The sequence below is a fragment of the Salmonella sp. SAL04213 genome (genome assembly GCF_046550535.1).
GTDB classification, from domain to species: Bacteria; Pseudomonadota; Gammaproteobacteria; order Enterobacterales; family Enterobacteriaceae; genus Salmonella; species Salmonella enterica.
The window spans coordinates 395,901-419,213 of the sequence record NZ_JBGDXS010000002.1 but is presented as its reverse complement, the minus strand read 5'-3'; the positions used below and the strand labels follow the sequence as shown (position 1 = coordinate 419,213).

The 23,313-nt window shown below is 47.5% G+C and carries 19 protein-coding genes and 5 pseudogenes; 14 read left to right on the top strand and 10 right to left on the bottom strand.

Features of this window, described 5'->3' with window-relative positions; all coding sequences use genetic code 11:
- The first annotated feature begins 55 nt into the window (after positions 1-55).
- From yebS to ACLJPQ_RS06880, 5 genes are all read left to right on the top strand, one after another.
- Entirely contained in the window at positions 56-1,339 is a 1,284-nt protein-coding gene (gene yebS / locus ACLJPQ_RS06900) for a membrane integrity lipid transport subunit YebS (protein ID WP_080185030.1), read from the top strand.
- On the top strand, positions 1,308-3,941 hold the full coding sequence (locus tag ACLJPQ_RS06895) for a PqiB family protein (RefSeq protein WP_001529852.1): 2,634 nt from the start codon (positions 1,308-1,310) through the stop codon (positions 3,939-3,941). The genes yebS and ACLJPQ_RS06895 overlap by 32 nt, the downstream gene beginning before the upstream one ends.
- A 77-nt stretch (positions 3,942-4,018) precedes the next feature.
- A complete protein-coding gene (gene rsmF / locus ACLJPQ_RS06890; RefSeq protein ID WP_080185040.1) occupies positions 4,019-5,458 on the top strand; it encodes a 16S rRNA (cytosine(1407)-C(5))-methyltransferase RsmF in 1,440 nt (479 codons plus the stop codon).
- Between the two features lie 117 nt (positions 5,459-5,575).
- Complete coding sequence (locus ACLJPQ_RS06885) at positions 5,576-5,812, top strand: YebV family protein (protein ID WP_024131167.1); 237 nt, start codon at positions 5,576-5,578, stop codon at positions 5,810-5,812.
- Between the two features lie 110 nt (positions 5,813-5,922).
- Positions 5,923-6,114 (top strand): YebW family protein, encoded by a 192-nt coding sequence (locus tag ACLJPQ_RS06880; protein ID WP_000457838.1) that lies wholly within the window; start codon positions 5,923-5,925, stop codon positions 6,112-6,114.
- An 18-nt stretch (positions 6,115-6,132) separates the two neighbouring features.
- Here the strand turns inward: ACLJPQ_RS06880 and pphA are convergent, their stop codons facing one another.
- The 4 genes from pphA to sopE2 form a co-directional block, all read right to left on the bottom strand.
- Complete coding sequence (pphA, locus tag ACLJPQ_RS06875) at positions 6,133-6,783, bottom strand: protein-serine/threonine phosphatase (protein ID WP_080185031.1); 651 nt, start codon at positions 6,781-6,783, stop codon at positions 6,133-6,135.
- A gap of 16 nt (positions 6,784-6,799) precedes the next feature.
- Positions 6,800-7,015 (bottom strand): hypothetical protein, encoded by a 216-nt coding sequence (locus ACLJPQ_RS06870; protein ID WP_024149241.1) that lies wholly within the window; start codon positions 7,013-7,015, stop codon positions 6,800-6,802.
- Positions 7,006-7,170 carry a hypothetical protein gene (locus ACLJPQ_RS06865; RefSeq protein ID WP_001134854.1) on the bottom strand — a complete coding sequence of 55 codons (165 nt, stop codon included), beginning with the start codon at positions 7,168-7,170 and terminating at the stop codon, positions 7,006-7,008. Before ACLJPQ_RS06865 ends, ACLJPQ_RS06870 begins: the two co-directional genes overlap by 10 nt.
- A 284-nt stretch (positions 7,171-7,454) precedes the next feature.
- The gene (sopE2, locus tag ACLJPQ_RS06860; RefSeq protein WP_001648994.1) at positions 7,455-8,177 is read right to left on the bottom strand and encodes an SPI-1 type III secretion system guanine nucleotide exchange factor SopE2; all 723 of its coding nucleotides are present in this window, start codon (positions 8,175-8,177) and stop codon (positions 7,455-7,457) included.
- Positions 8,178-8,861: 684 nt separating this feature from the next.
- On the opposite strand from sopE2, the gene ACLJPQ_RS06855 reads away from it, so the two are divergent.
- Positions 8,862-9,257, top strand: a complete 396-nt coding sequence (locus tag ACLJPQ_RS06855) for a DUF1398 domain-containing protein (RefSeq protein WP_000422887.1) — start codon at positions 8,862-8,864, stop codon at positions 9,255-9,257.
- Positions 9,258-9,585: 328 nt separating this feature from the next.
- Positions 9,586-10,062 (top strand): hypothetical protein, encoded by a 477-nt coding sequence (locus tag ACLJPQ_RS06850; RefSeq protein WP_079967259.1) that lies wholly within the window; start codon positions 9,586-9,588, stop codon positions 10,060-10,062.
- Between the two features lie 261 nt (positions 10,063-10,323).
- Here the strand turns inward: ACLJPQ_RS06850 and ACLJPQ_RS06845 are convergent, their stop codons facing one another.
- A complete protein-coding gene (locus ACLJPQ_RS06845) occupies positions 10,324-10,497 on the bottom strand; it encodes a CZB domain-containing protein (protein WP_001518512.1) in 174 nt (57 codons plus the stop codon).
- 1,198 nt (positions 10,498-11,695) lie between these two features.
- On the opposite strand from ACLJPQ_RS06845, the gene ACLJPQ_RS06840 reads away from it, so the two are divergent.
- The 5 genes and pseudogenes from ACLJPQ_RS06840 to ACLJPQ_RS06820 all read left to right on the top strand — a co-directional run bounded on the left by ACLJPQ_RS06840 (position 11,696) and on the right by ACLJPQ_RS06820 (position 16,875).
- A complete protein-coding gene (locus ACLJPQ_RS06840) occupies positions 11,696-11,941 on the top strand; it encodes a hypothetical protein (RefSeq protein WP_223154444.1) in 246 nt (81 codons plus the stop codon).
- Positions 11,942-12,124: 183 nt separating this feature from the next.
- Positions 12,125-12,328: a FimD/PapC N-terminal domain-containing protein gene (locus ACLJPQ_RS06835; protein ID WP_000775184.1), complete on the top strand. Its 204-nt coding sequence runs from the start codon at positions 12,125-12,127 to the stop codon at positions 12,326-12,328.
- Between the two features lie 612 nt (positions 12,329-12,940).
- Positions 12,941-14,038, top strand: a pseudogene (locus ACLJPQ_RS06830) (acyltransferase family protein).
- 118 nt (positions 14,039-14,156) lie between these two features.
- Positions 14,157-14,895, top strand: a pseudogene (locus tag ACLJPQ_RS06825) (tyrosine-type recombinase/integrase); the annotation flags it as partial.
- An 889-nt stretch (positions 14,896-15,784) separates the two neighbouring features.
- Positions 15,785-16,875: pseudogene (locus ACLJPQ_RS06820) on the top strand (lipopolysaccharide N-acetylglucosaminyltransferase).
- A gap of 235 nt (positions 16,876-17,110) precedes the next feature.
- On the opposite strand, the gene ACLJPQ_RS06815 reads toward ACLJPQ_RS06820, so the two are convergent.
- Together ACLJPQ_RS06815 and ACLJPQ_RS06810 are read right to left on the bottom strand one after the other, a co-directional pair.
- Positions 17,111-17,530, bottom strand: coding sequence for a GNAT family N-acetyltransferase (locus ACLJPQ_RS06815; protein WP_000354405.1), 420 nt, complete (start codon positions 17,528-17,530; stop codon positions 17,111-17,113).
- Positions 17,531-17,668: 138 nt separating this feature from the next.
- Entirely contained in the window at positions 17,669-18,907 is a 1,239-nt protein-coding gene (locus tag ACLJPQ_RS06810; protein ID WP_003030308.1) for an IS110 family transposase, read from the bottom strand.
- Positions 18,908-19,392: 485 nt separating this feature from the next.
- Here ACLJPQ_RS06810 and ACLJPQ_RS06805 point away from each other — a divergent pair, with 485 nt between their 5' ends.
- Positions 19,393-19,662 carry a hypothetical protein gene (locus ACLJPQ_RS06805; RefSeq protein WP_079954806.1) on the top strand — a complete coding sequence of 90 codons (270 nt, stop codon included), beginning with the start codon at positions 19,393-19,395 and terminating at the stop codon, positions 19,660-19,662.
- Positions 19,663-19,827: 165 nt separating this feature from the next.
- A complete protein-coding gene (locus ACLJPQ_RS06800) occupies positions 19,828-19,968 on the top strand; it encodes a hypothetical protein (protein ID WP_031615664.1) in 141 nt (46 codons plus the stop codon).
- A 145-nt stretch (positions 19,969-20,113) separates the two neighbouring features.
- On the opposite strand, the pseudogene ACLJPQ_RS06795 reads toward ACLJPQ_RS06800, so the two are convergent.
- The 3 genes and pseudogenes from ACLJPQ_RS06795 to sspH3 form a co-directional block, all read right to left on the bottom strand.
- A pseudogene (locus ACLJPQ_RS06795) lies at positions 20,114-20,642 on the bottom strand (transposase); the annotation flags it as partial.
- A gap of 6 nt (positions 20,643-20,648) precedes the next feature.
- Positions 20,649-20,750, bottom strand: a pseudogene (locus ACLJPQ_RS06790) (DUF4113 domain-containing protein); the annotation flags it as partial.
- 33 nt (positions 20,751-20,783) lie between these two features.
- Positions 20,784-23,204: a type III secretion system effector SspH3 gene (sspH3, locus tag ACLJPQ_RS06785; RefSeq protein WP_138010051.1), complete on the bottom strand. Its 2,421-nt coding sequence runs from the start codon at positions 23,202-23,204 to the stop codon at positions 20,784-20,786.
- Between the last annotated feature and the right edge of the window lie 109 nt (positions 23,205-23,313).

Genomic DNA, 23,313 nt, shown 5'->3' with positions numbered 1-23,313 from the left:
ATTATTCCTGTCATGAGTTAAGATTACATTATTCTAACACTTTGATTCACGATACATGGCTCTGAACACCTCACACGTCACGCCAACAAAAAAGCTAACAATCAGGTCAATTAGCGAAGCGCTGCCGCGCAGCCACTACCAGCGCTGCCCTGAATGCGACATGCTGTTCAGCTTGCCGGAGATGAGCGCTCATCAAAGCGCTTATTGTCCTCGTTGCCAGGCCAAAATTCGCGATGGGCGCGACTGGTCGCTGACGCGGCTGACCGCGATGGCAGTAACCATGCTGCTATTGATGCCGTTTGCCTGGAGTGAACCGCTACTCCATATCTACCTGTTGGGCGTACGCATTGATGCCAATGTGATGCACGGCATCTGGCAAATGACGCAGCAGGGCGATCCGTTAACCGCCGCAATGGTGCTCTTTTGCGTGGTGGGCGCGCCGCTTATTCTGGTTTTTTCAATTGCTTACCTGTGGTTTGGCAGCCTTCTCGGCATGAATCTGCGTCCAGTCCTGCTGATGCTGGAAAAACTGAAAGAGTGGGTGATGCTGGACATCTATCTGGTCGGTATTGGCGTTGCCTCTATCAAAGTGCAGGACTATGCCTTTCTGCAGCCGGGCATCGGGCTTTTAGCGTTCGTCTCGTTGGTGGTTCTTAGCATTCTGACTATGATTCATCTGAATGTGGAGCAACTATGGGAACGATTTTATCCGCAGCGCCCTGCTCAACGTGCGGACGAAAGATTGCGCGTCTGTCTTGGCTGCCACTTTAGCGGCTATCCGGATGCGAAAGGACGCTGCCCGCGTTGTCATATTCCGCTACGGTTACGCAGAAAACAGAGCATACAGAAGTGTTGGGCGGCCTTGCTGGCGTCTATTGTCTTTTTGCTGCCGGCAAACCTGCTGCCTATCTCGGTAATCTACATTAATGGCGAGCGTCAGGAAGATACTATCCTGTCGGGCATTATGTCGCTTGCCAGCAGCAATATCGCCGTCGCCGCCGTCGTTTTTATCGCCAGTATTTTGGTGCCGTTTACCAAAGTCATCGTGATGTTTACGCTACTATTGAGTATCCATTTTAAATGCGAACAGGGACTGCGGACGCGAATTCTGTTGCTGCGTCTGGTGACATGGATAGGCCGCTGGTCGATGCTGGATCTTTTCGTTATCTCGTTAACCATGTCTCTGATTAATCGCGATCAGATTCTGGCTTTTACTATGGGACCGGCTGCGTTTTATTTCGGCGCAGCGGTAATTTTGACTATTCTTGCAGTGGAATGGCTGGATAGCCGCTTACTTTGGGATGCACATGAGTCAGGAAACGCCCGCTTCGAAGACTGAAGCGCAAATTAAAACCAAACGCCGTATTTCACCTTTCTGGCTGCTACCGCTTATCGCGCTAATGATCGCAGGGTGGCTGGTATGGGATAGCTACCAGGATCGCGGCAATAGCGTGACTATCGATTTTATGTCGGCGGACGGTATCGTACCGGGCCGTACTCCCGTTCGTTATCAGGGAGTAGAAGTCGGCACCGTGGAAGATGTCAGCCTGAGCAAAGATCTGCGCAAAATTGAAGTTCGCGTCAGTATCAAATCAGATATGGAAGATGCGTTGCGCGAAGAGACGCAATTCTGGCTGGTGACGCCCAAAGCCTCGCTGGCGGGCGTTTCCGGCCTGGATGCGTTGGTCGGCGGGAATTACATCGGTATGATGCCAGGTAAAGGCAAGCCCAGGGATCATTTCGTCGCCCTGGATACACAGCCTAAATACCGGCTTAGCAACGGCGATCTGATGATTCATCTCAATGCGCCGGATCTCGGTTCGCTTAATAGCGGTTCACTGGTCTATTTCCGTAAAATCCCTGTCGGACGGGTGTATGACTATTCGATTAACCCTAACAAACAGGGCGTGACGATTGACGTTCTGATTGAGCGACGGTTTACCGATCTGGTGAAAAAAGGCAGCCGTTTCTGGAATGTCTCCGGCATTGACGCCGATCTAAGCCTGAGCGGCGCGAAGGTGAAACTGGAGAGCCTCGCGGCCCTGGTCAATGGTGCGATTGCGTTTGATTCGCCGGACAATTCCAAACCCGCCGCCCAGGATGACACGTTCGGCTTATATAAAGATTTAGCCCACAGCCAACGAGGGGTAATCGTTAAACTTGAGCTGCCCAGCGGAGACGGTCTGAAGGCGGAATCTACGCCGCTCATGTACCAGGGACTGGAGGTGGGTGAGCTTTCTAAACTGACGCTCAACCCTGGCGGTAAAGTCACCGGAGAGATGACCGTCGATCCCAGCGTTGTTCCGCTGATGCGGGAAAATACGCGCATTGAGTTACGCAATCCCAAACTGTCGCTGAGCGACGCGAATATCAGTTCGTTGTTAACCGGAAAAACCTTCGAACTGGTGCCGGGCGACGGCGAACCGCGCAGTGAATTTGTGGTGGTGCCGGGTGAAAAAGCCCTGCTGCATGAGGCGAATGCCTTAACCCTGACGCTGACGGCCCCGGAAAGTTACGGTATCGAACCGGGCCAGCCGTTAATTTTACATGGTGTAAAAATTGGCCAGGTCATCGAGCGCAACTTATCCAGTAAAGGCGTGTCATTCACCGTCGCGATTGAACCGCAGCACCGGGATTTGGTACAGGGCGACAGTAAATTCGTGGTTAACAGCCGGGTGGATGTCAAAGTCGGCCTTGACGGCGTAGAGTTCCTCGGCGCCAGCGCCAGCGAGTGGATTGACGGCGGAATTCGTATTTTACCCGGTACGAGCGGGAAGATGAAATCCACCTACCCGCTCTATGCTAACCTGGAAAAAGCGCTGGAAAATAGCCTCAGTGACTTACCGACTACCACCTTAACGCTGACGGCCGAAACGTTGCCGGATGTCCAGGCAGGTTCCGTCGTGCTGTATCGAAAATTTGAAGTAGGCGAAGTCATCACCGTTCGCCCACGCGCCAATACCTTTGACATCGACCTGCATATTAAGCCGGAGTATCGCCACCTGTTAACCAGCAATAGCGTGTTCTGGGCGGAAGGCGGCGCGAAAGTGCAACTTAACGGCAGCGGCCTAACGGTACAGGCCTCGCCACTCTCCCGCGCGCTGAAAGGGGCCATTAGTTTTGATAACCTGAGCGGCGCCAGCGCCAGTCGGCGCAAAGGCGATAAACGCATTCTTTATGCTTCAGAAACTTCCGCCCGCGCGGTAGGCGGACAAATTACGCTGCACGCGTTCGACGCCGGAAAATTGGCGGAAGGGATGCCCATTCGTTACCTCGGTATTGATATCGGCCAGATCCAGACGCTGGAATTGATCACCGCACGTAATGAAGTGCAGGCAAAAGCCGTACTTTATCCGGAGTATGTACAGACATTTGCCCGCGCCGGGACACGTTTTTCCGTTATTACGCCACAAATTTCCGCGGCGGGCGTCGAGCATCTGGATACGATTCTCCAGCCCTATATTAACGTTGAGCCAGGACGCGGCGCGGCACGGCGCGACTTTGAACTGCAGGAAGCCACGATTACCGACTCACGCTATCTGGATGGGTTAAGCATCGTCGTGGAGGCGCCAGAAGCAGGCTCGCTTAATATTGGCACCCCCGTCCTGTTCCGCGGTATCGAAGTGGGAACCGTCACCGGAATGTCCCTGGGGTCGCTCTCCGATCGCGTGATGATCACCTTGCGCATCAGTAAGCGTTACCAATATCTGGTGCGTAATAACTCCGTATTCTGGCTTGCCTCCGGCTATAGTCTCGACTTTGGTCTGACAGGCGGCGTGGTGAAAACGGGGACATTTAATCAGTTCATCCGTGGCGGTATCGCCTTCGCTACTCCACCTGGTACGCCGCTGGCGCCAAAAGCGCAAGCCGGTAAGCATTTCCTGTTACAAGAGAGCGAACCGAAAGAGTGGCGTGAATGGGGTACCGCTCTGCCACGTTAAACACCCGGCTCCGGCGTACTCGCGCCGGAGCGTTTTATGCTACACTGCGCGCCTGTTTTTTTGCCGGCGATACACCTGTGGCTCAACACGCTGTCTATTTTCCTGACGCTTTTCTGACGCAAATGCGTGAAGCAATGCCTTCCACGCTCTCTTTTGATGAATTTATTTCGGCCTGCCAACGCCCGTTGCGCCGCAGTATACGCATCAATACGCTTAAAATATCCGTGGCTGATTTCCTTGCCCTAATCGCGCCCTACGGCTGGTCGCTCACGCCAATTCCGTGGTGTCATGAAGGATTCTGGATCGAGCGCGATGATGAAGAGGCATTGCCGCTTGGCAGTACCGCTGAGCATTTAAGCGGCCTGTTTTACATTCAGGAGGCCAGTTCGATGCTGCCGGTCGCGGCCCTGTTCGCCGATGATAATCATCCGCAGCGGGTCATGGATATGGCAGCAGCGCCTGGCTCCAAAACCACGCAGATCGCTGCCCGCATGGGGAACCGCGGCGCCATTCTGGCCAACGAATTTTCGGCCAGCCGCGTCAAAGTTCTGCACGCTAATATCAGCCGATGTGGAATCGCCAATACCGCACTGACGCATTTCGATGGCCGCGTATTTGGCGCTGCGTTACCGGAGATGTTTGACGCTATCCTGCTGGATGCGCCCTGCTCTGGCGAAGGCGTAGTACGTAAAGATCCTGATGCGCTAAAAAACTGGTCGCCAGAAAGCAATCTGGATATCGCGGCGACACAGCGGGAACTGCTCGACAGCGCTTTTCATGCTTTACGACCCGGCGGCACGCTGGTCTACTCCACCTGCACGTTAAATCGCCAGGAAAACGAAGAGGTCTGCCTCTGGCTGAAAGAGACCTACGCCGACGCCGTTGAATTTTTGCCGCTGGGTGATCTGTTTCCTGACGCTGACCGCGCCCTCACCCCGGAAGGCTTCCTGCACGTCTTCCCGCAAATTTACGACTGCGAAGGATTCTTTGTCGCACGTCTGCGTAAAATGTCATCCCTTCCAGCCATGCCCGCGCCGGGGTATAAAGTGGGGACGTTTCCTTTTACCCCCCTCAAAGGCCGCGAAGCATTACACGTTAGCCAGGCGGCCAACGCCGTCGGACTGCTATGGGATGAAAATCTCCATCTTTGGCAGCGTGAAAAAGAGGTCTGGCTGTTCCCGGCAGAGATTGAATCACTGATCGGAAAAGTCCGTTTTTCCCGGCTCGGCATTAAGCTGGCCGAAAGTCATAATAAAGGCTATCGCTGGCAACATGAGGCGACGATAGCCCTTGCCTGCCCGACTCATGCTCACGCGTTCGAACTCTCTGCGCAAGAGGCGGAGGAGTGGTATCGCGGTCGGGATATTTATCCGCAAACACCCCCTGCCGCTGATGATGTCCTGGTGACGTTCCAGCATCAGCCGCTTGGTCTGGCAAAACGTATCGGCTCAAGAATAAAGAACAGTTACCCGCGTGAACTGGTACGTGATGGCAAACTCTTTACTGGTAATAGTTAAAAGGCGCACAAAAAAACCGCACTTTTTGACTGGCGCTTTTGCGTACGTTGACTACGCTGAAAAATGGACGGCTAAACTGGTCGTACCACAATTAGCGTATTAACGGAGAGCACGATGATGAAAACCAGTGTGCGCATTGGCGCTTTTGAAATCGACGATGCCGAATTACATGGCGAATCGCCGGGGGAGCGAACGTTAACAATCCCCTGTAAATCCGATCCGGATTTATGTATGCAACTGGACGCCTGGGATGCCGAAACCAGCGTTCCCGCCATTCTCAACGGGGAACATTCCGTTTTGTTCCGTAATCATTACGATCCTAAATCTGATGCCTGGGTCATGCGTCTTGCCTGACTCAAAAAGAACCCGTCGCCAGGCGGGTTATTTATTCTTCCTTTTCTCATTTCCCCCCTGCGCTAACCTCTCCTACACTATCGTGTAAAGTAGTTAACATTGAGGATGTAATGTTCGCGCTGGTACTTTTTGTATGTTACCTGGATGGAGGATGCGAGGATATTGTCGTGGACATCTACGATACCGAGCAGCAGTGTCTTTATTCGATGGACGATCAACGGATTCGCCATGGCGGCTGTTTTCCGGTAGAGGATTTTATCGACGGCTTCTGGCGACCTGCGCAGCAATATAGCGATTTTTAACCCTGGTCGCTGATACCGCTATTGTATCCGCGCTAACGTCAATTGCCCGCCAAATACCGCGCCCGTATCAATATAGTGTACGTTGGCGAAATCCATGCGCCGACGCAACGGCGTATGGCCAAACCAAAAATGATCGGCACCGCTAATCCCGCCGCGCTTATTTATGAGTCGTTCGCGGCTCCAGAGAACCTGATGTAAATCGACCTTTTTTTGCCATTGATAGGTTGACGCGGGGTAATCAGCATGAGCGATCACATGCGTGCTATGGCGGCAGCGAACTTCCAGTATCCAGGGCAGTCGCTGACAAAGGATAAAAAGCGCTTCAGCTTGCGCAGCGTGTTCAGCCGTCAGGCGGGTAAACCAGTCGCCACCATTCATCAACCACAGCGTCGACTGCGATGAGGCCCGCGCATCCAGCGCCATTTGTTCATGATTGCCGCGAACCGCCGTCATCCAGGACTCACGCAGTAAAGCCAGGCAACCCAGGATGTCCGGGCCTCTATCAATGAGATCGCCCACAGAAACTAACAAGTCTTGTTGCGGATCAAATCGACACTCACGTAACCTTTTCATTAACATTGAAAAACAGCCGTGGATATCACCGACCACCCAGACATGCCGCCAATTCTTTGCCTCTATTCGCTGATAAACCTCTTCAGGCCGCATCATGTTTTCCTGTCGTTCATTACCCAGGACAGATATAAAAAGATAGCGTGTGCAGATTTTCTTGCTTAGTAAACGTACACTGTTGTAAATAGCGAATTTCATCAGTAGTGAGTAAATGCTTTGTTATCATCGCACTAAAATATAACTGACTGCGCCAGGGGAGTGTTATCCCCTGGCGCAGCGAGCTACTCACTATCGCCTGTTCACCTTCAATATTCTCCCTCCTTAAAAGCATGCCAAAAACATAAACCACATATCGACACCACAGACTTCAGCACACTCTTGAGCTGAGTGAGTTGCAAGGCAAACCAGCGCCAATGCAGGTGTCGTTACCGTGGCGACCATCACCCCCACAAACAGGAGCAGCATAATTTTTTTTAAAGGCGGCATAACCTCTCCTGACAGTTAACAGACCATTAATCCTTATCGAGACATCATCCGTGCGCGGGTATCATAGACTTAACAACACGCAGCGTTACAAAAAAAACTGTCTGGTTATGTAGGTATTTAGGGTAATAACAATTATTTTAAGTTTTAAGGGTATCCATTTTATTTTTATATTAAAATAAAGATGGCGACGTTTTGTTAAAAGCGTCGCCATAAAAATGAATATATACTTTCAGAAAATCTGCTATTAATTCATATGGTTAATAGCAGTATTGTGTTTGCTATCTTCAGGAGGCATTCTGAAGATGCTTATTCGCAATATTTTCTATAGTTAACTGAAATTGTTGTGGCGTCGGCATCGTCCCCTTATTAAACAGCGGCGCAACCTCTTTCATAACGATTTTCTCAGCATACGCTTTAAAAGACACCTGCTGATTATGATTTATAAACATATGCGGATATTTAATGCTCGCTGCAGCAATGAGGGGGACGACAAAAGGATTCGCTCCTGCCCCACCTGGAGTAAATACGCCGTTTTTTATCTCCCCAGGTAGCCCCGCATTCTGCGCAGCCTCTCCTATCTCTTTCAGAAAGGGGGTAATACTGACCCCTTTACTGATGAGTAATTTACAACAGTGATCTTTATTATTACTGTACACGGCTGATAACATGGCTTCGCATGTCTGACGAGCATAGGCCGGATCTTTACTCGCATTACCTTTGATATCCAGGCTATTGAGCTTTTGCAGCATAAAATCTTTAACAGTTTTACTGGTTAATACTGCCCTACCCTCAGAGGCGTTCCCACGATGAAAATGGGTAGTCGGTATGTCTGTTTGCAGATGCAGGCTAAAGCGATCTGACAAACTCGTCGACAGGCTGATAAAGCTATTTCTAACGGCAGTAATACTTTTCGCAAAAATGTCCTTCTCCGTTGTTTTTTCTTTTACTGGTTCAACGTCACTTCTATGGATTCTGTAGTGCTGGGTGGATAGGGTTATATTAGTCACGGTAGTTCTCCTTTTAGATAACTATGCATAGCTACACTTTATTTATATTTCTTGCTTTCAAAAAATAGCCACCTTCTCCACAACCATTCTTACTCATTGATCTGTATAAATTTTATTTTCCTGATGAATTTTGTTCTTCTGTCACTTAGCCTGTTTTTTTTTCGGCGCAAGGTGATCGACTTTTATCGAGGAACATTTTTATCGGGACAATCCTGAACAGGCAAAACATCACTTCAATTCAGCTGCTACATCACAAAAAACATTCATGAATATTATTATTTATGCTGATGTTGTTACGATTTTGCCCCCATTCAAACACTGACTGTCAGTTATCCTGCCTGCAGGTTAGCCGCTTTTTCAAAACCTATAAAGTCTCCACGCCAAACCTCTCCGCCACTGTAATCCTTATCTAAATATCAATTAATTAACTGATTTTTATATATTATGACTTTTCATGGCGTTCAGAAAAACTACAAATGAAATGGATTGACGCATCTATTAGTGGTCAAAAAAACGCGCTACGAGAAATAATCAGTAACAATTGCAACACTATTCCAATCATAACGTAAACTATATGATACCAGGCGATTATTATTGCTTTTAGGTAACATCTTTGTATGGCTGCTTTTAAGCAACAATACTCTAACACAACATATAACATTATAACTTACAATAGGTTAACAAATGGAATTACAGCTTATGCTTAACCACTTTTTCGAGCGCGTCAGAAAGGATGCAAATTTCAACGCATTTCTAATCGATCTGGAATATAATAATATCGCTTATTACATCTATTTTGTTGCTACCGGCAATGTGAAAATTATCACTCATGCAGGCCACTTCATTTCTATTAAAAGCAATAGAAAGCTGATTAAAGTCAATTCAACACCGAATACGCAATTAATAAAATTGACTTCAGCCAAACACTTTTCGGGGGAGCATTCCTATGAAAAATACTGTACCGATCTGGCAACAGCAGGCGTTTTTAAATGGATTGTGGAATTAAACCAAAAAACTCGACAATACTGGTCGAAAGACAACCAATTATTATATATAGAAAATGTGGTCATGCCGCTTTAACAAGCCAGGGTAATAATAGCGTCAGTCGTGACATCCGGCGTGTTGCGACTGCGGGTTATCCATTTAGAGACCATAATGAGAGTCTGACTGCGAGAGTTACCCTGTGCAGTCCGACCGACGCAGCAACGTTTGACACGATGCTCGACAATAGCATCTCCTGATGCAGGAGAAATGATATTCAAAGCGATATCGACTAAAAGCTCAAAATATTTGCCTGCTATTTATATTCCATCTAATTAATACCCTCCAGGAAGTGTGGCATAATTGCAGAATCTGTCAGGATTCCGGGAACATACCGGAGCGTAATCGAAAAACTATCTGGAGATGTATGAGCAAGGATGAAATCAGTTATCAAATTCTTTACCGGTACTCTCTGGAAAAGCTATACAGCACCCTTACCAGAAGAGTAGATAACGTGCTGTCATTCGCCCTCGTTTTTCTCGGGGTCGGCGTCACCATAAACGTCGGGAGTCCCTTTATTCTGGGGCCAGGCATTGTGGGTATCGCCATACTAAAAAGAGCACTCCGCTTCGGCACGCGATCAGCACAGGCCGACCGGCAGTCCCGCGCCTGGCTGAAACTTTTTAATACTCAGCACCGCTTTCCTTCAGATAAAACACTGTTCCTTGCCTTCACATCGCTTGAGCAAGACGCGAGCGAAGTATGGTCCATGCTTATTGGTCCTGCCATCGTCATGACTGAGACCGCCCTCGGAAAAACGCCCATTGAGCCATTGACGGCGGGTGAAAAACTCTGCGCATTTTTGAGTGGCGCGACGAAATCCCAGCCAGCAGATCGCAATTGACCTGTCTTCTAAACGCCTGCGCCATACCACAGAGATTTAGTATAAAATTAATTACGTTTATGTGGAGTACTAACGCTGTCAGCAGGTTTCTCTGAGTGAAAGATTCATATTATACGCACAGCCCAGTTTACAGTTTATATAACAGCGCAATATGTTTTTGTATCCGCACCATGCCGCCTACAAGCGGCTGTCTGAGTACCTCTAGCCGTGCCAGGGGCGAAGGGCAATTAGTTAAACGCCATCCAGCCCTCCCCTTAGCAATTATTTTTTTATCATTTCATGGTAGAGAGAATGTATTTCTCCAAGCGAATGAAATACCGGTAAATGTAAGTACGCTCTTTTACCTTGCCCATGATACCACAGTCCCAGCACACACTTTCCAGCACTCATCAATTTCAGTGACACGCTATCATCTCCACCAAGAATAATCGCCATAAATACTTGCTCGCGCCATAAAAAATGCTTTATTGTGATAACCTACAAGTCGAGTATTTCAGCAGCATAACGCTGTTTGGCTAAAAAGATATAAATCCTTTCGGCAATTGAAGAGACCGTGATATGAAATTCTCTCAACTGCTGCAATAACAATTTTCGTCTAACCGGAGACAAAGGAATACTTCCAGAGTCGGCATATGTTGTATCTTTAACATTTCAGTGCTCAACACGACTGATAGCCAGACTACTCCAGTAGACAGTGTTAGCTGTAGTAGTTTCATACTATGTTCAGTGCTGCGAAGTACATGGCGACTATCGTGATGACCATCACAATTAAAGAAATATGCCGCTTCACCGATGAATCTTTATTGCATTTGAGCCTGGACAGTTTAAAACATTAGAATTAATAACCTTACATTTGATTTTGTAGCAGTATTTAATCCTGTTTTCGTTTCGGTCTGAACACAGACTTGAAATTATCATTCATGATATTGAGCTCTCCCGCAAAATAAAAGACACATTTCATCAATAATATTATAAAATATTTCACAATCATGGTAAACACTTACAAACAAGACATTCGACATGTTAGTTTTTTAAAAGTGCTTCTTTCATGATTACTCTTAAATCACAATCATAAACGTTTATCGTATCGATCTATTTTTTGTTATTTTGATTCAAATTGACTATTATTATCAATGAATTATATTAAATATCGGCGTCCTGGGAGGGGGCCAGACACTTTGGTGGTGTGGCTTTTATTATTGATACCCGCTTTACATGAACGTCTCTCATTAATATTTTCAGACCTATCTTCAGCCTGTGATCAATAATTCTCATTCGCTCAAATGACATTATCTATGCGTAATAAAATAATGCTTACCCTAGCGACTGTCGGTATGATATATGGCGCGTCGACTTTTACTGCTGGCGCTATTGCCACCACTGACGCTGGCGGGAGGGCGATGACCTCAGTGTCTCAGCCATTGATGCGTCGGACAGCATTGTGCCGGACAGCGAGAGCATCAAAGTAGACCAGGGTCTCAGCAGCAGGCAAGTCCTCGAGTTCGGTTTCAGTTATTATCAATCTTACCGGGTATTTATTTGAGGGCCTCGGAAGTACTTCAGGCGCGGGTGCCGCCACTATTCAACAGTGGCCATGACATTCCCGAGTGTTCTGCCCCCACTGGACGGTCATTTGGCTAAAGGAGAAATAGCAAATACTGCAAGCAATTCTGTTACTAATGTGGCTATTCAGCTTCTGACAGGTGATGGCGTTAATCCTGTGGACCTGAGCAAGGCACCTACAGCAGGTGATATTACGCTGGATATCTATTCGGCGACTAATAAGCTGAATTTCTTTGCACGTATGATAACCGCTGGAGGATCAATCTCCCAAGGCACTGTCGGCACCACAGTCATCTATAATCAGAAACACTTCTGATACGGCCCACAAGCCGATATTTATTTCAGATATTAATAAACAGTTTCGCTGTCCATTTATCTGGTATGTCCGGACGCCAGAATTGTTTATTTCTTCAGTGATGCGCTGTTATTTCACGGAACGGTTTAAATCAGCAGCGGCGGATTTTCATTTATACAGGCAACACGGATAGCGGCTTATACCATGAAACTGAATTGGCCTACACTGCTAATTACTCTGAATATACTGACGTTGCCAGTAGAGACGACGGAGTTCAGCGCCGATTCTCTTAAAAGCAGTGACCACCTCAGTGTGGATTTATCCGCCTTCAGCCGGGATGGTTATATTGCGCCAGGGGTTTACCTGCTTGATATTTACGTGAATGACAGACTCATTTACAATCAATAAAAAGTCAGTGTGGTGGAGATTAGCGACGAGCACTCACGGTTCTGCATCATCTCTGCACTGGCAGACATGCTCGGGTTAAAAGAGGAGAACCGCCGACTACTCGGGCCCGTCCGGCAGTGTCTGAAACTGAACACTACGCATGGTAAAGTAACATACAGCCCGGATAACCAATCTCTGTTAGTCACTCTGCCCCAAGTCTGGATAGAATACCAGAATCTGGCTTGAGTACCCCGGCCCGCTGAAGTGATGGTGTCACAGCCGCCCTGCTGAGCTATAACCTGATGACGAACCTGTGGTCTACATTCCACTGGTATTGGCATCTGAAGCTGCACGCGAAAGATCTGGCTGGAAAATGGCATAGCCATTCATAGTCTCAGCCAAGCATGTACTGCAATTGACCCTGCAGATCTCGTCAATTTTGAATCTCTGGCTGTCGCTTGCATATGCTGGGTTCTCCTTAGCCCCCTCGTTCCTAAGTTTGTAATGCAGAGACGGTTTTTATGTTTGTAAATTTTCTGGCGCGATGGTTTTGCTCACAAGTGGTAAGTTGTTTTTCTTTTCCAGTGTAATATGTTAAATTTCTCGCACTGATTAATTCACTTTTTGTACGACATGCACAATCTAACGCCAGAATTATTGCAAACTCCATCTGTAAGAAGCAACAGAGACAGAAGTCTTGATATAGCCAAGGGAATTATGATGCTGTCTGTTGTTGCTGGACACATTGCAAATTTCCCATTTGGGGAGGTATACTATTACTATCAAGTTGCCGGATTTTTTCTGCTATCGGGTTATTTCTTTCATTACGACAAGTATGCTGACAGATTTAGTAAATTTTTAAAAAGCAGATCAAAGCTTATTTGTCAGTACCTTATTTATTCTGCGATAATCATATCGGCGCATAATTTACTTACTGAGTTTGGGTTACAACCTACAAATTACATTTATTACTCACCTACTGATTATGTCACAGCATTTATACGGTCTATAACAATACCATCTGAAGCACTGGCAGGTGCAATGTAGTTCATACCAGTATTGATTTTAATGCAGTTTGTTTTTTATTGGCTAAATAGAGTGGTTAAAGAAAATAAACTGCTAATTGGATCTTCAGTTTTAATTTTATTCTTCATTGGTTGGTGGATTGTAAAAAGTAATGCAATTGCTAATAATCCCTACATAAACACTCACATTCCAAACGCACAATACTTTGTCTATTTGCCGTTTTTCTACATAGGCTATATATTTAAAAAATTTGGATTCAAATCCTTGAGCAGCATAAATGCTATGCTGCCAGCGCTAATCGTCATAGTCCTTAGTTACATTGTAATACGGCCAACTATGTATTTATACGGAAGCATTGATCCGTATTGCTTTATCTTTTTATCGCTTATTAGCATTTCTCTCGTAATTGGTATTTCTTACCACATAAAATCTAACATACTCGTTAGATTTTTCACAACAATAGGCGAGAATACAGTACACATCCTCGCTATGCACTTCTTCTTTTTCAAGATAGCAACTCTTCTATTAACCATTGTAGGGCTCAAGCAAATTGATGATCTTCATCGCATTGACGGCCCATCTAATGGGTCAATCATTGAAACAATAACATATCTTTCATTCGGTATAGTTTTCCCATTAGTTCTTGTATCCTTAGTAAGGAAGATAAGAAGTAAGATTTTTGTAAATAAATATTCTCCGGCATAGCCGGAGGTTTTTCAGATGCGTCTGTAAGGCTATCTTACCCGCAGCCCCTAACAGGCGCATACGATCTAACATTTACATTAAGCTTCGTTACTTACGGCCCGTAAACGGACTGCCCGGATTAGGAGAAATGATTCTGGCAGAAGTAAGCACGCGTCATGTTGCAGAATTTCTTGAGCTATGGATCGCGGAAGGTAAAAACACGATGGCGGGGGCGACGAGGTCTGTACTATCTGACATGTTTTGTGAAGCTGTTGTAGAAGGAAGAATAACACTGAATCCGGTTGAAAAAGCCAAGGTACCAAAAATTGAAGTTGCAAGGGAGCGCTTGCGAATAGAGGTTTATAATGCTACACGAGCATATGCCCTCATGGTTCCCTCTCGCGATGGATTTAGCACTCGTTACAGGTCAACGTAGGGAGGATATCGTAAACATGAAATTTAATGATGTTTTTGACAACCGCTTATACGTAACTCAAATTAAAACCGGAATGAAAATAGCTATTCCCCTATCCCTGACCCTTGAGGTGCCAGGGTTACGTCCGGGAACGGTTATCGATCGCTGCCGGCTGGTAAGCAGAACCGATTTCATGATCAGTGCAGGAATCAGGAAAAATAGCCCGACCGGGAATATTCACCCGGATGGGCTCACAAAGAAATTTGTAAAAGCCAGAAAAATTTCAGGTGTTAAATTCAGTGATAACCCACCGACATTTCACGAGATCCGTAGCCTGGCTGGTCGGCTGTACAAAGACGAACGCGGCGAGGAATTCGCTCAAAAACTACTGGGCCACACCTCAGAGAACACCACGAAACCCTATCTCGATGAACGCAATAATAAAGCTTACGTGATGCTCTGATTTTACTGTAAAAGAAATGTTAACCCGGATTTGGATGTGATCTAACCAAAAAGACCGGAATACAGAAATTTGAGGAAATTTCGAAGGGAAACACATAACCCATTGATTTACAATGGAAACAAAAAGAGACCGAATTCGATTCCTGTTCTCGCCAAAAATAAAAATTCACTTTAAATTCATATAGTTAAACAAAAAACCACTATTTTATCGTCTGAAATACGTTCCGTTGCGTTCTAATAGATTCAATTAGTTATCACTTTTTCCGTTTTAATTCGGGCAGATTTCGGGCAAGTTTTCCTCTTATTATTAGCTCTCCTGACCGCATGAATAATAACGTTTTTTTAACGAATAACGATTTCGTTCTTAACTAGCTATGGAGTTTTATAAGTTCACCAGATGTCACATCCCACACTCGACATCTTTAGCTAGCACGCTAATCTATAATCTGAGAAAATGTTAAACACTTGCCGCTTGTGACAAAAAACAGATTTTAAGCGAAAAAGCGAGGGCCTGCTGTTAAATATACCAATGATTCAGGCAGCTATCATTATACCGGGACACTGCAAGAATCCACTTTATTGCTTGTATTCTATTGAGTTTTCCGCAACTTCTTCGAACTAACCACCGTCATCCTACCGCCAGGTAGTGAGGTACTGCAAACCAGCTAGTTCATTGAGCACATCGCTGCGGCCATCATCAGTGTAAAAGTCGAAAGGTTCGCATACCCCAATAAGTACATAGCAAGAATATTAATAGCTAACGAAGTTGTGAGTTGGTTCATGTTTTTTATCTGTTACGTATGAAATAAGAATTATCTGCAATGTTAATACGAAGTGTCAGGCGCAGTCGCCTCGTTGAGTAAAAACTCAACAAGATTTACGGAGTTACAATGATCGATAAATTAGTGCTTACGGTTACACCAATTTTCTCCATACCACCGCGTGGTGCAGCCGCAGTAGAGATATGGATGTACCAAGTTGCACGGCAAACAAAAACTACCAAACAGAATCGCTTGTATTAAGAATGAAGGTTATAGTGATTTTTTAAAGGTAAATGACCATTGTTCTGTTCATCGCATAGGTTTCAGAAGACTCTATAAGCGCCTCTTTCAGAAGTGGACTCGCCTTGACCCGCTCCCCTACTCACAGCGCATTCTGAATATTGCAAAAGACTTTAACGTTACCGATGATAGTGTAATCATCGTTCATAACAGCATAAAGCTGTACCGCCAGATCCGCAAAAGAGCCCCAAAGGCAAAAATGGTTATGCATATGCATAATGCTTTCGAACCTGATGGGTTAGATCAAAACGTTAAAACGATCGTCCCCAGCATGTTTTTGAAGAAGCATTATCAGGCGTACCTGCCGGATGCTGATATCGCTATCGTCCCTAATGGTATTGACCTGGAGGTCTATCAGAAAAACGCTGTACCACTGCAAAAGTCTGACCTGGGAATAACTCCGGAGAAAAAACGATTTTCTTTGCAGGCCGTATATCACCGGATAAGGGAGTGACTTTGCTTTTACAGGCGTTCGAACAACTCCTCAAGGAACGCAACGATATAGAGTTAGTTGTCGTTGGTAACTATATGAGTAAAAGTAAAGGTGAAAAAGCAACCTATCAGCGTGAGGTGCGGGAATTAGCAAAACGGCTAAAACCACACTGTCATATGGTTGAAGGTGTAACGCCTGAAGAGATATACAATTACTATTCGTTAGCAGTTCTGGTTGTTATTCCCTTTCAATTCCAGGAACCGTTCTGCATGGTTGCAATTGAAGCAATGGGGCAGGAAAGCCTGTACTGGTCAGTACACGCGGCGGGATGACTGAGCTCGTAAAAGAGGGGGATACCGGCTTCCATTTGCAGGAGCCAATGACCCCGGAGACCATTGCCAGGGACATTAATAAAGCGCTGGCATCCCCTGATTTAAACAATATTGCCTTACATGGACAACGTTGTGTGGAAGAGAAATTCCCGTGAGAAAAAGTAACCCAGCGGTTTGAGGAAGTGGTTAATAACTGGTTTAGATAATTAATGCGCATTAGCACAAATGTGAGCTGACATATCTATGGCACAGCGCCAAACCTAATCTGACTGTCCGCCCTGTGCCAGAAGCGGACGCTGATCATGGTGTGTACAGGCCACCAGTACGATATATTATAAAGCCACCAGATTGCAGCTTTCATAAAGCTATGGGTATTCAAATGCAGCAAAGCTATAAACCGGGCTTAATTAAATAATGCCTTTGCGAACCTACTTTAGGAAAGTCCGGTAGCGACATTTGAAGTATATAACCCTGTTTTTCATAAAAAGGGAGAGCCTGGAAGCTAAAGGTATCTACAAGTCCATGAACACAGCCTTTCCGCAAACCTTCTTTTTCGGCCATCTCCATAAGTTGACTCCCCAGACCGCGGCTCCTTGCAGATTCACTTACCCAAAGATAGTCGATGCAAAGCCACGGACCTTTTCTGTCAGCAATTAATCCGCCTACCATTTCGCCGCTTTCGTTTCTGCAGTAGACCCCAAGCTGCCCATTTTTACTAAAATCGACGAACTGAGCATTGTAGCTTCTTAATCCGGCTAATAGTTCTTCTTTATCAAATTCAGTAACTTGATGTGTAATTTGAATGTCCATACATATCCAATTGAACAAGTTTGCATTTGGAATATAACGTTATAAATAAGTTAATTAAATGTATCAATAGAAAGTTTATTTTTACTCCTGCGGGACAGGTCACGTCCGCTTCACGCCCTGAGACATTCGACAAGCTTTTTATGGCTTCAGTAAGGGCGAGTGGCGCGCTTCGAGAGCCAGCAAATATTTTGCTTCATCGTACTGGGTTCTGGCCTTCCAGCAGCGGTAAATGATCCTTATCCATTTGAACGCCAGTGCCCGGATCGCAGACTGATGAGATTTGCCCTTCTCTCTGAGGCCCTGATAATACAGTCTGGCCCAGTATGATGAATTAACCGTCTTGGCAGCCCATTCAACAAAGGTTTGCCTGACGAACTTGGCACACTGCCATCGCCAGTGAACCCAGGATTTCTGGCCACTTCGTTCTGTCACCGGTGCAATACCTGCGTAGTTTTGAATTTCTTCAGCGCTGTTAAACCGGTCACGGTTATCACCAAGTGCAGCAAGCATTCGTGGGCCCATACACGGCCCCATGCCCGGAAGTGATTTGAACAGCTCCGCATCTGGCAATGTGTCAAACAACGCTTCGATTCGTTCGTCATAGGTTTTGATGATTTCACTCACGACTTTAATTTGTGTCGCCAGTGCTGTTGCCATCAAAGCATTAGCCTCTATAACGCTCGGGTCTGTAGTCAATGGGATCGCGTTATCAATACTCGCAACACGTTGCTCGGTAAGAGCCATTGCGCGGCCACCTTTGGCATTCAGAAAGTTGCGGATCGTGTCGCGCCTCGCTCGTTTCAGTTGTTGCAGACTGGGCCACCGGATAATCAGCTCACACAATAGTAAGCTACCCCGATGTGAGAACCACTCCAGTGGCTGAGGATAATACTGTTTAAGTGTGTTGATTATCCGGTTCACAAAACGGCGTTTATCTTCAACCAGCTGACGGCGCTGCTCAACCAGTTGCTGGAGTAACCGGATATCCGCATTGTCGGGTTCAATGGCTTTTATCTTTTGGGGATAACGCAGCATTAACTCTAATGCCAGCTCGGCATCCTGCGGGTCATCTTTAGCGCCGCTGGGCGAGAAGGCCTGCCGGTAACGAGCCAGGGACAAAGCGTGGACGGGGAAAACGGTGATAAATGGATATTTCTGAAGAGCATACACCACGGGACCTTTCTTCAGCTCAACGGCGATAGCGATCCTGCCTTTTACCTTCTGGTGTAACTCGGTAAGCCAGACATCAAGTGCTTCCGGCGTATGTTCAATCACATGGAATGTGCGTTCACCGTTTTTAAACTGAACACAGACATCGTGCTTTTTATCTGCCCAGTCCAGACCAACGTGCGCAGCAAATTGATTAGTCGCAGTCATCACCAACTCCTTTTTATCGGGGATTGGTATGCATTCCACGCTCTTCGAAAGAAATATAGCCAGCAGTTTATCTGCATGCCCTGAGTATTCGTTAGCGAACGTGGAGCACCCACTGGCTCGAAAGAAAAGCGGCGATCATCACGTGATTCTCGCTCAATATTCGTAACCAGTAAGCGCATACCCTGAATCACTTAAAGTGTAATTCTCAGGGTGCGAATGACTATAACTCGCTTAAAGCAAACTGTCAGTTGGAGTCTGAGCTGGTACAATTAATGTGCCACTGGTTAGAAATCAGTAATACGATTTTATCAGGCTGATGCTCTGGCCTGTCAGGATTTGAGGTATCCACCCGGTTTACCAGCCCACTGTATTTGGCACCAGTGGAACCCACTTCCCGATCCAGGATATCCAGTACCCACCACCGAACCTTTTTCCCCAAAAGACATGAGCAACCTCAAGCGCCTTGTCTGGATGATAACCACGGCATGAAGTTTGATAACGCGTGGAATCAGGGCGTATGGTTCGCTCTCCGTTCAGCAACTGGACGCCCTTCTCCCCAGCCTTTCAGCGTTGAAGATTTGCCAGCGCAGGGTGAAGAGTGTAGGCGAATTATGAAAATCACTTCTGCCGTTTATACTTCGAAAAAGACGTTATCAAAAAGGTGGTTCGCAAGCGCGGAGTCATTAAACCTTTACTTAACGAAATACGCTTTAAGTTGCTTGAATTGCAGCAGAAAGAAAACGACGGCTTGCTGATGCTGGACAAATTAAGCAAGCATGGCATCAATGGACTGATACGCCGTCAATAAAAGGAAGGGTGCATGGACGATCCCGTCACATCACCAATCACAACAGAAGAGCACAAAACAACATTTCACAGCGTAAAGGATAAAACACGATGCCATTTTCAATCAAACACATATGTTCAGGCCCAAAAGGACACTACCCAGAAATCTCCGGACCTATACAGAACAAGCCAGTACCGAGGAATTGCACACTGACCTCAACAACATGCGATATACAGTGCTATACAGTATTCAGCAGATGGTCCTGCAGTTATGAAATGCGCCCACCCGGTGCAGAAGAAAGAACCCCACGACTAAAACTCTCAGCAACGGAGCTCTTATGGCTATCTAAAACAATAGAAACAGAGAGGTGCAACACAAAAGAATGAGCCTGTCAGTAATTCTGTGTAACTGCCCAGTTATTAAAGGTGATCGCTCAGGCGGTCACCGAACTCGATAATAAAACGGCTCATCGCCAGCCGCCAGTTCTGGATCGGCATACTCCATTTTTTTAACGCATCCTTGATTGCCAGATAAATAACTTTTCGTACTGAGTCATCCGTTGGGAACACCTTGCGTTTCTTAATCGCGGCACGGATCACGCAGTTCAGGGATTCGATTGCGTTTGTCGTATAGATGGCCTTGCGGATATCCGGCGGATAACTGAAGAGCGTATTGAGGTTTTCCCGGTGCGCACGCCAGCTTTTGCTGATTTGCGGATATTTATCGTCCCGGACTTTCGCGAACGCATCCATCGCCATCAGTACCGCCTCTTCGGCCGGGCCTGAGGCCGCTGGTGGCGGCTTTGTAGTCTTTCCAGGACACGTATTTCAGGCTGTTACGCACCATATGAATGATGCACAGCTGGATATGGGTCTGCGGGAAGACGCTGTTTATCGCACCCGGGAAGCCCTTCAGACCATCCACACAGGCAATCAGGATGTCCTGAACATCAGGACGAAGCAGGTCTTCATAGCGGGTGGTGTACCGAGGCGAAAGCATTTCTCGCTTCATAGCCCACTGTTGCGGCATCCCCTGCCCGGCGAAGTACAACGTCCCCCATTCGCCTGGCGCGGTGAATATCATGTTCAGTTAAGGCGCTAGATAGCTACCCAGCATCTCCTCCACAAGAGGTCGCAGGCCATCCAAAAATGTCTTTTTCGCGCTCTCCATCGCTCTTGCTCCGATAGTGCGCTCTGCATCGGTATTACCGACAAGCCCAAACGGTCTCAGCTCTGTGTCAGACAGCATCCGGTACGTTTCCTCATAATCCGATATTTGCTTTTCACGAAGCGCGTTAACGCGTTCCGGCGATTTGCGTTCCAGCACGCTGTGTAACGGCCCCCACTGCAGTATCCACTCCCTGAGCTCGCTTTTTTCAGCGGCTTTCACCTGAAGCTCCGCAGCCTGAAGGTCTGAAACCGTCACGCCGGATACGCCAAAGAAACGCATTTCTGCCGTCACGCTGGTCAGCCCGAGTGATTTCTTCAGCTTATTCTGATACGCCAGCCAGACCTCAATTTCATCAACGAGAGCCAGCGTTCTGACCTTTTCCCGGGCAATCTGTTCCAGTTTTCCCAGACGGAACATCTCACGCCCCGTGGCAACCAGCGCCGCGAGGTTATTATCGTATTCCCCTTTTTCTGCATCATGTACCAGTTGTACGTTCTTCATCTGGTGCAGAGCAAGTGTGACCCGATCCTGGCAGCTTGCTGTTGCCTCTGTTGCCATGGCAAAGGTTTTTGCTCTCAGCGCCTCATCTCCAGCCAGTTGTACCAGCCAGGACGATATCTGTGCCTTAAACCCCGCGTCCTTTATGCAGTTTTCCGTCTCACCCAGTCTGTCCAGGAAGAGGCTGAAGGCAGCAGCGTTATCTTCCTGTCCGAACATATGCCATCTGTCTGCAGGAGCCGGTTCCCCCTCCCGGGCAGGCACCAGCCAGTCAGCGGCCGCCAGGTGCAGTGCCCGGGCTTCCCGGGGGGCGGAGGCCCCCGCCATATCGAATAGTATCCTGGGGCCTGAATAGCCAGGCGCGCTGGTGATATTCCGCAGCGCCTGCAGAGTGCGTTCAGACAGAGGATTGCCATACAGATTTACGCTTGCCTCTGAAGACAGACCCGTGATGCTTTCCGGCAGGCGGGTCAGTTGGTTATTGCGGGCATACAACCGTTGTAGGCCTGACGGCAGCGCCGGCAGGCGGGTCAACTGTGGGTTAGCATCAACCGACAGCGTCTGTAGTCCTTCCGGCAACGGCGGCAGGCGGGCCAGTTGTGGATTGCGATCGAGCGTCAGCAACTCCAGTCCTGCCGGCAACAGCGGCAGGCTGGTCAGTTGATTATCTGATACCGACAGCACCTGTAGTCCTGCCGGCAACGGCGGCAGGCTGGTCAGTTGGTTACCTGCTACCAACAGCCTCCGTAGTCCTGCCGGCAACGGCGGCAGGCGGGTCAGTTGATTACCTGCTACCGACAGCATCTGTAGTCCTGCCGGCAACGGCGGCAGGCTGGTCAGTTGGTTACGTGCTACCAACAGCATCTGTAGTCCTGCCGGCAACGGCGGCAGGCTGGTCAGTTGGTTACCTGCTACCGACAGCGTCTGTAGTCCTGCCGGCAACGGCGGCAGACTGGTCAGTTGGTTACCTGATACCGTCAGCACCACCAGTCCTGCCGGCAATGGCGGCAGGCTGGTCAGTTGGTTATCTTCGACAGTAAGTACCTCCAGTCCTGACGGCAACGGCGGCAGGCTGGTCAGTTGGTTATCTTCGACAGTAAGCACCTCCAGTCCTGACGGCAGCGTCGGCAGGCTGGTCAGATAATTATTATGAGGAATAACCAATGTTGTTATATGCGCTGGTAAACGGTCTGGTAAGGCGGTAAGGCCTGACTCTCCCACATTAAGCTCTCGACTGCCGTTATTCAGGCAGGTACATATTCTCTGTACCGTCGCAGCACGACCGCGTAACTCTTCTGCTGGCGCAGCTCCCTTCCATTCTGACCAGACAGCATCATACTCTGCTGGTGTCTGTGGAGCCGCCGGAGCCGGAAGGGGGGATACCTGGAGTGTCCCGGATGCCCCTTCCGCATGTTCTGTACATTCCTCTCCCTGTTCTATGTCCATGGTGAAGCGATATGTTTCATTGTGCCCCTGGCAATTCACGGTATAGTTCCCGGCGTCATCAAGGGTGACCGACAATATCTCCTGGTTGTCTGCATCCAGGATACAGAAGTGGCTTTCCCCGTGGCGGCCGGAGTGAATGCTTTCCTCGTATCCGGCATACACGAGCATCCTGAGCTGTTCAAATCTGCTGACTACATCCTCCCGCGTCGTTCCGACCGAAGGGTGGCAAATCGTCCAGATACATTCCTGCGCTTCAGTCTGGTGCGTTGAGCAGAAAAACTCCTTAATTTTTTCCCATAAGCTCATTTCAGGCGGGGTTGCAGATTGGGCTATACAGTTAATACGAAGATTAGTAATTGTGGCGGGAAGACATCCGCGTCCAACATGCAAGGGCATAATAAAAAACCTTTATAAATTTACAAATAATGTCTGTCTGGCGGACATCCTCTTTCCCTGGTCTTAATTTCACAATAAGGTTATCGACGGATTCATGGTCGTCCTGCCA

What these genes read in the sequence shown, in the direction of transcription:
- yebS (WP_080185030.1), top strand. Translation starts at nt 56, where the DNA reads ATGGCTCTGAACACCTCACACGTCACGCCAACAAAAAAGCTAACAATC.
- ACLJPQ_RS06895 (WP_001529852.1), top strand. Translation starts at nt 1,308, where the DNA reads ATGAGTCAGGAAACGCCCGCTTCGAAGACTGAAGCGCAAATTAAAACC.
- ACLJPQ_RS06885 (WP_024131167.1), top strand. Translation starts at nt 5,576, where the DNA reads ATGAAAACCAGTGTGCGCATTGGCGCTTTTGAAATCGACGATGCCGAA.
- ACLJPQ_RS06880 (WP_000457838.1), top strand. Translation starts at nt 5,923, where the DNA reads ATGTTCGCGCTGGTACTTTTTGTATGTTACCTGGATGGAGGATGCGAG.
- pphA (WP_080185031.1), bottom strand. Translation starts at nt 6,783, where the DNA reads ATGATGCGGCCTGAAGAGGTTTATCAGCGAATAGAGGCAAAGAATTGG.
- ACLJPQ_RS06870 (WP_024149241.1), bottom strand. Translation starts at nt 7,015, where the DNA reads ATGCTTTTAAGGAGGGAGAATATTGAAGGTGAACAGGCGATAGTGAGT.
- ACLJPQ_RS06865 (WP_001134854.1), bottom strand. Translation starts at nt 7,170, where the DNA reads ATGCCGCCTTTAAAAAAAATTATGCTGCTCCTGTTTGTGGGGGTGATG.
- ACLJPQ_RS06855 (WP_000422887.1), top strand. Translation starts at nt 8,862, where the DNA reads ATGGAATTACAGCTTATGCTTAACCACTTTTTCGAGCGCGTCAGAAAG.
- ACLJPQ_RS06850 (WP_079967259.1), top strand. Translation starts at nt 9,586, where the DNA reads ATGAGCAAGGATGAAATCAGTTATCAAATTCTTTACCGGTACTCTCTG.
- ACLJPQ_RS06845 (WP_001518512.1), bottom strand. Translation starts at nt 10,497, where the DNA reads ATGGCGATTATTCTTGGTGGAGATGATAGCGTGTCACTGAAATTGATG.
- ACLJPQ_RS06835 (WP_000775184.1), top strand. Translation starts at nt 12,125, where the DNA reads ATGAAACTGAATTGGCCTACACTGCTAATTACTCTGAATATACTGACG.
- ACLJPQ_RS06815 (WP_000354405.1), bottom strand. Translation starts at nt 17,530, where the DNA reads ATGGACATTCAAATTACACATCAAGTTACTGAATTTGATAAAGAAGAA.
- ACLJPQ_RS06810 (WP_003030308.1), bottom strand. Translation starts at nt 18,907, where the DNA reads ATGACTGCGACTAATCAATTTGCTGCGCACGTTGGTCTGGACTGGGCA.
- ACLJPQ_RS06805 (WP_079954806.1), top strand. Translation starts at nt 19,393, where the DNA reads ATGAAGTTTGATAACGCGTGGAATCAGGGCGTATGGTTCGCTCTCCGT.
- ACLJPQ_RS06800 (WP_031615664.1), top strand. Translation starts at nt 19,828, where the DNA reads ATGTTCAGGCCCAAAAGGACACTACCCAGAAATCTCCGGACCTATACA.
- sspH3 (WP_138010051.1), bottom strand. Translation starts at nt 23,204, where the DNA reads ATGCCCTTGCATGTTGGACGCGGATGTCTTCCCGCCACAATTACTAAT.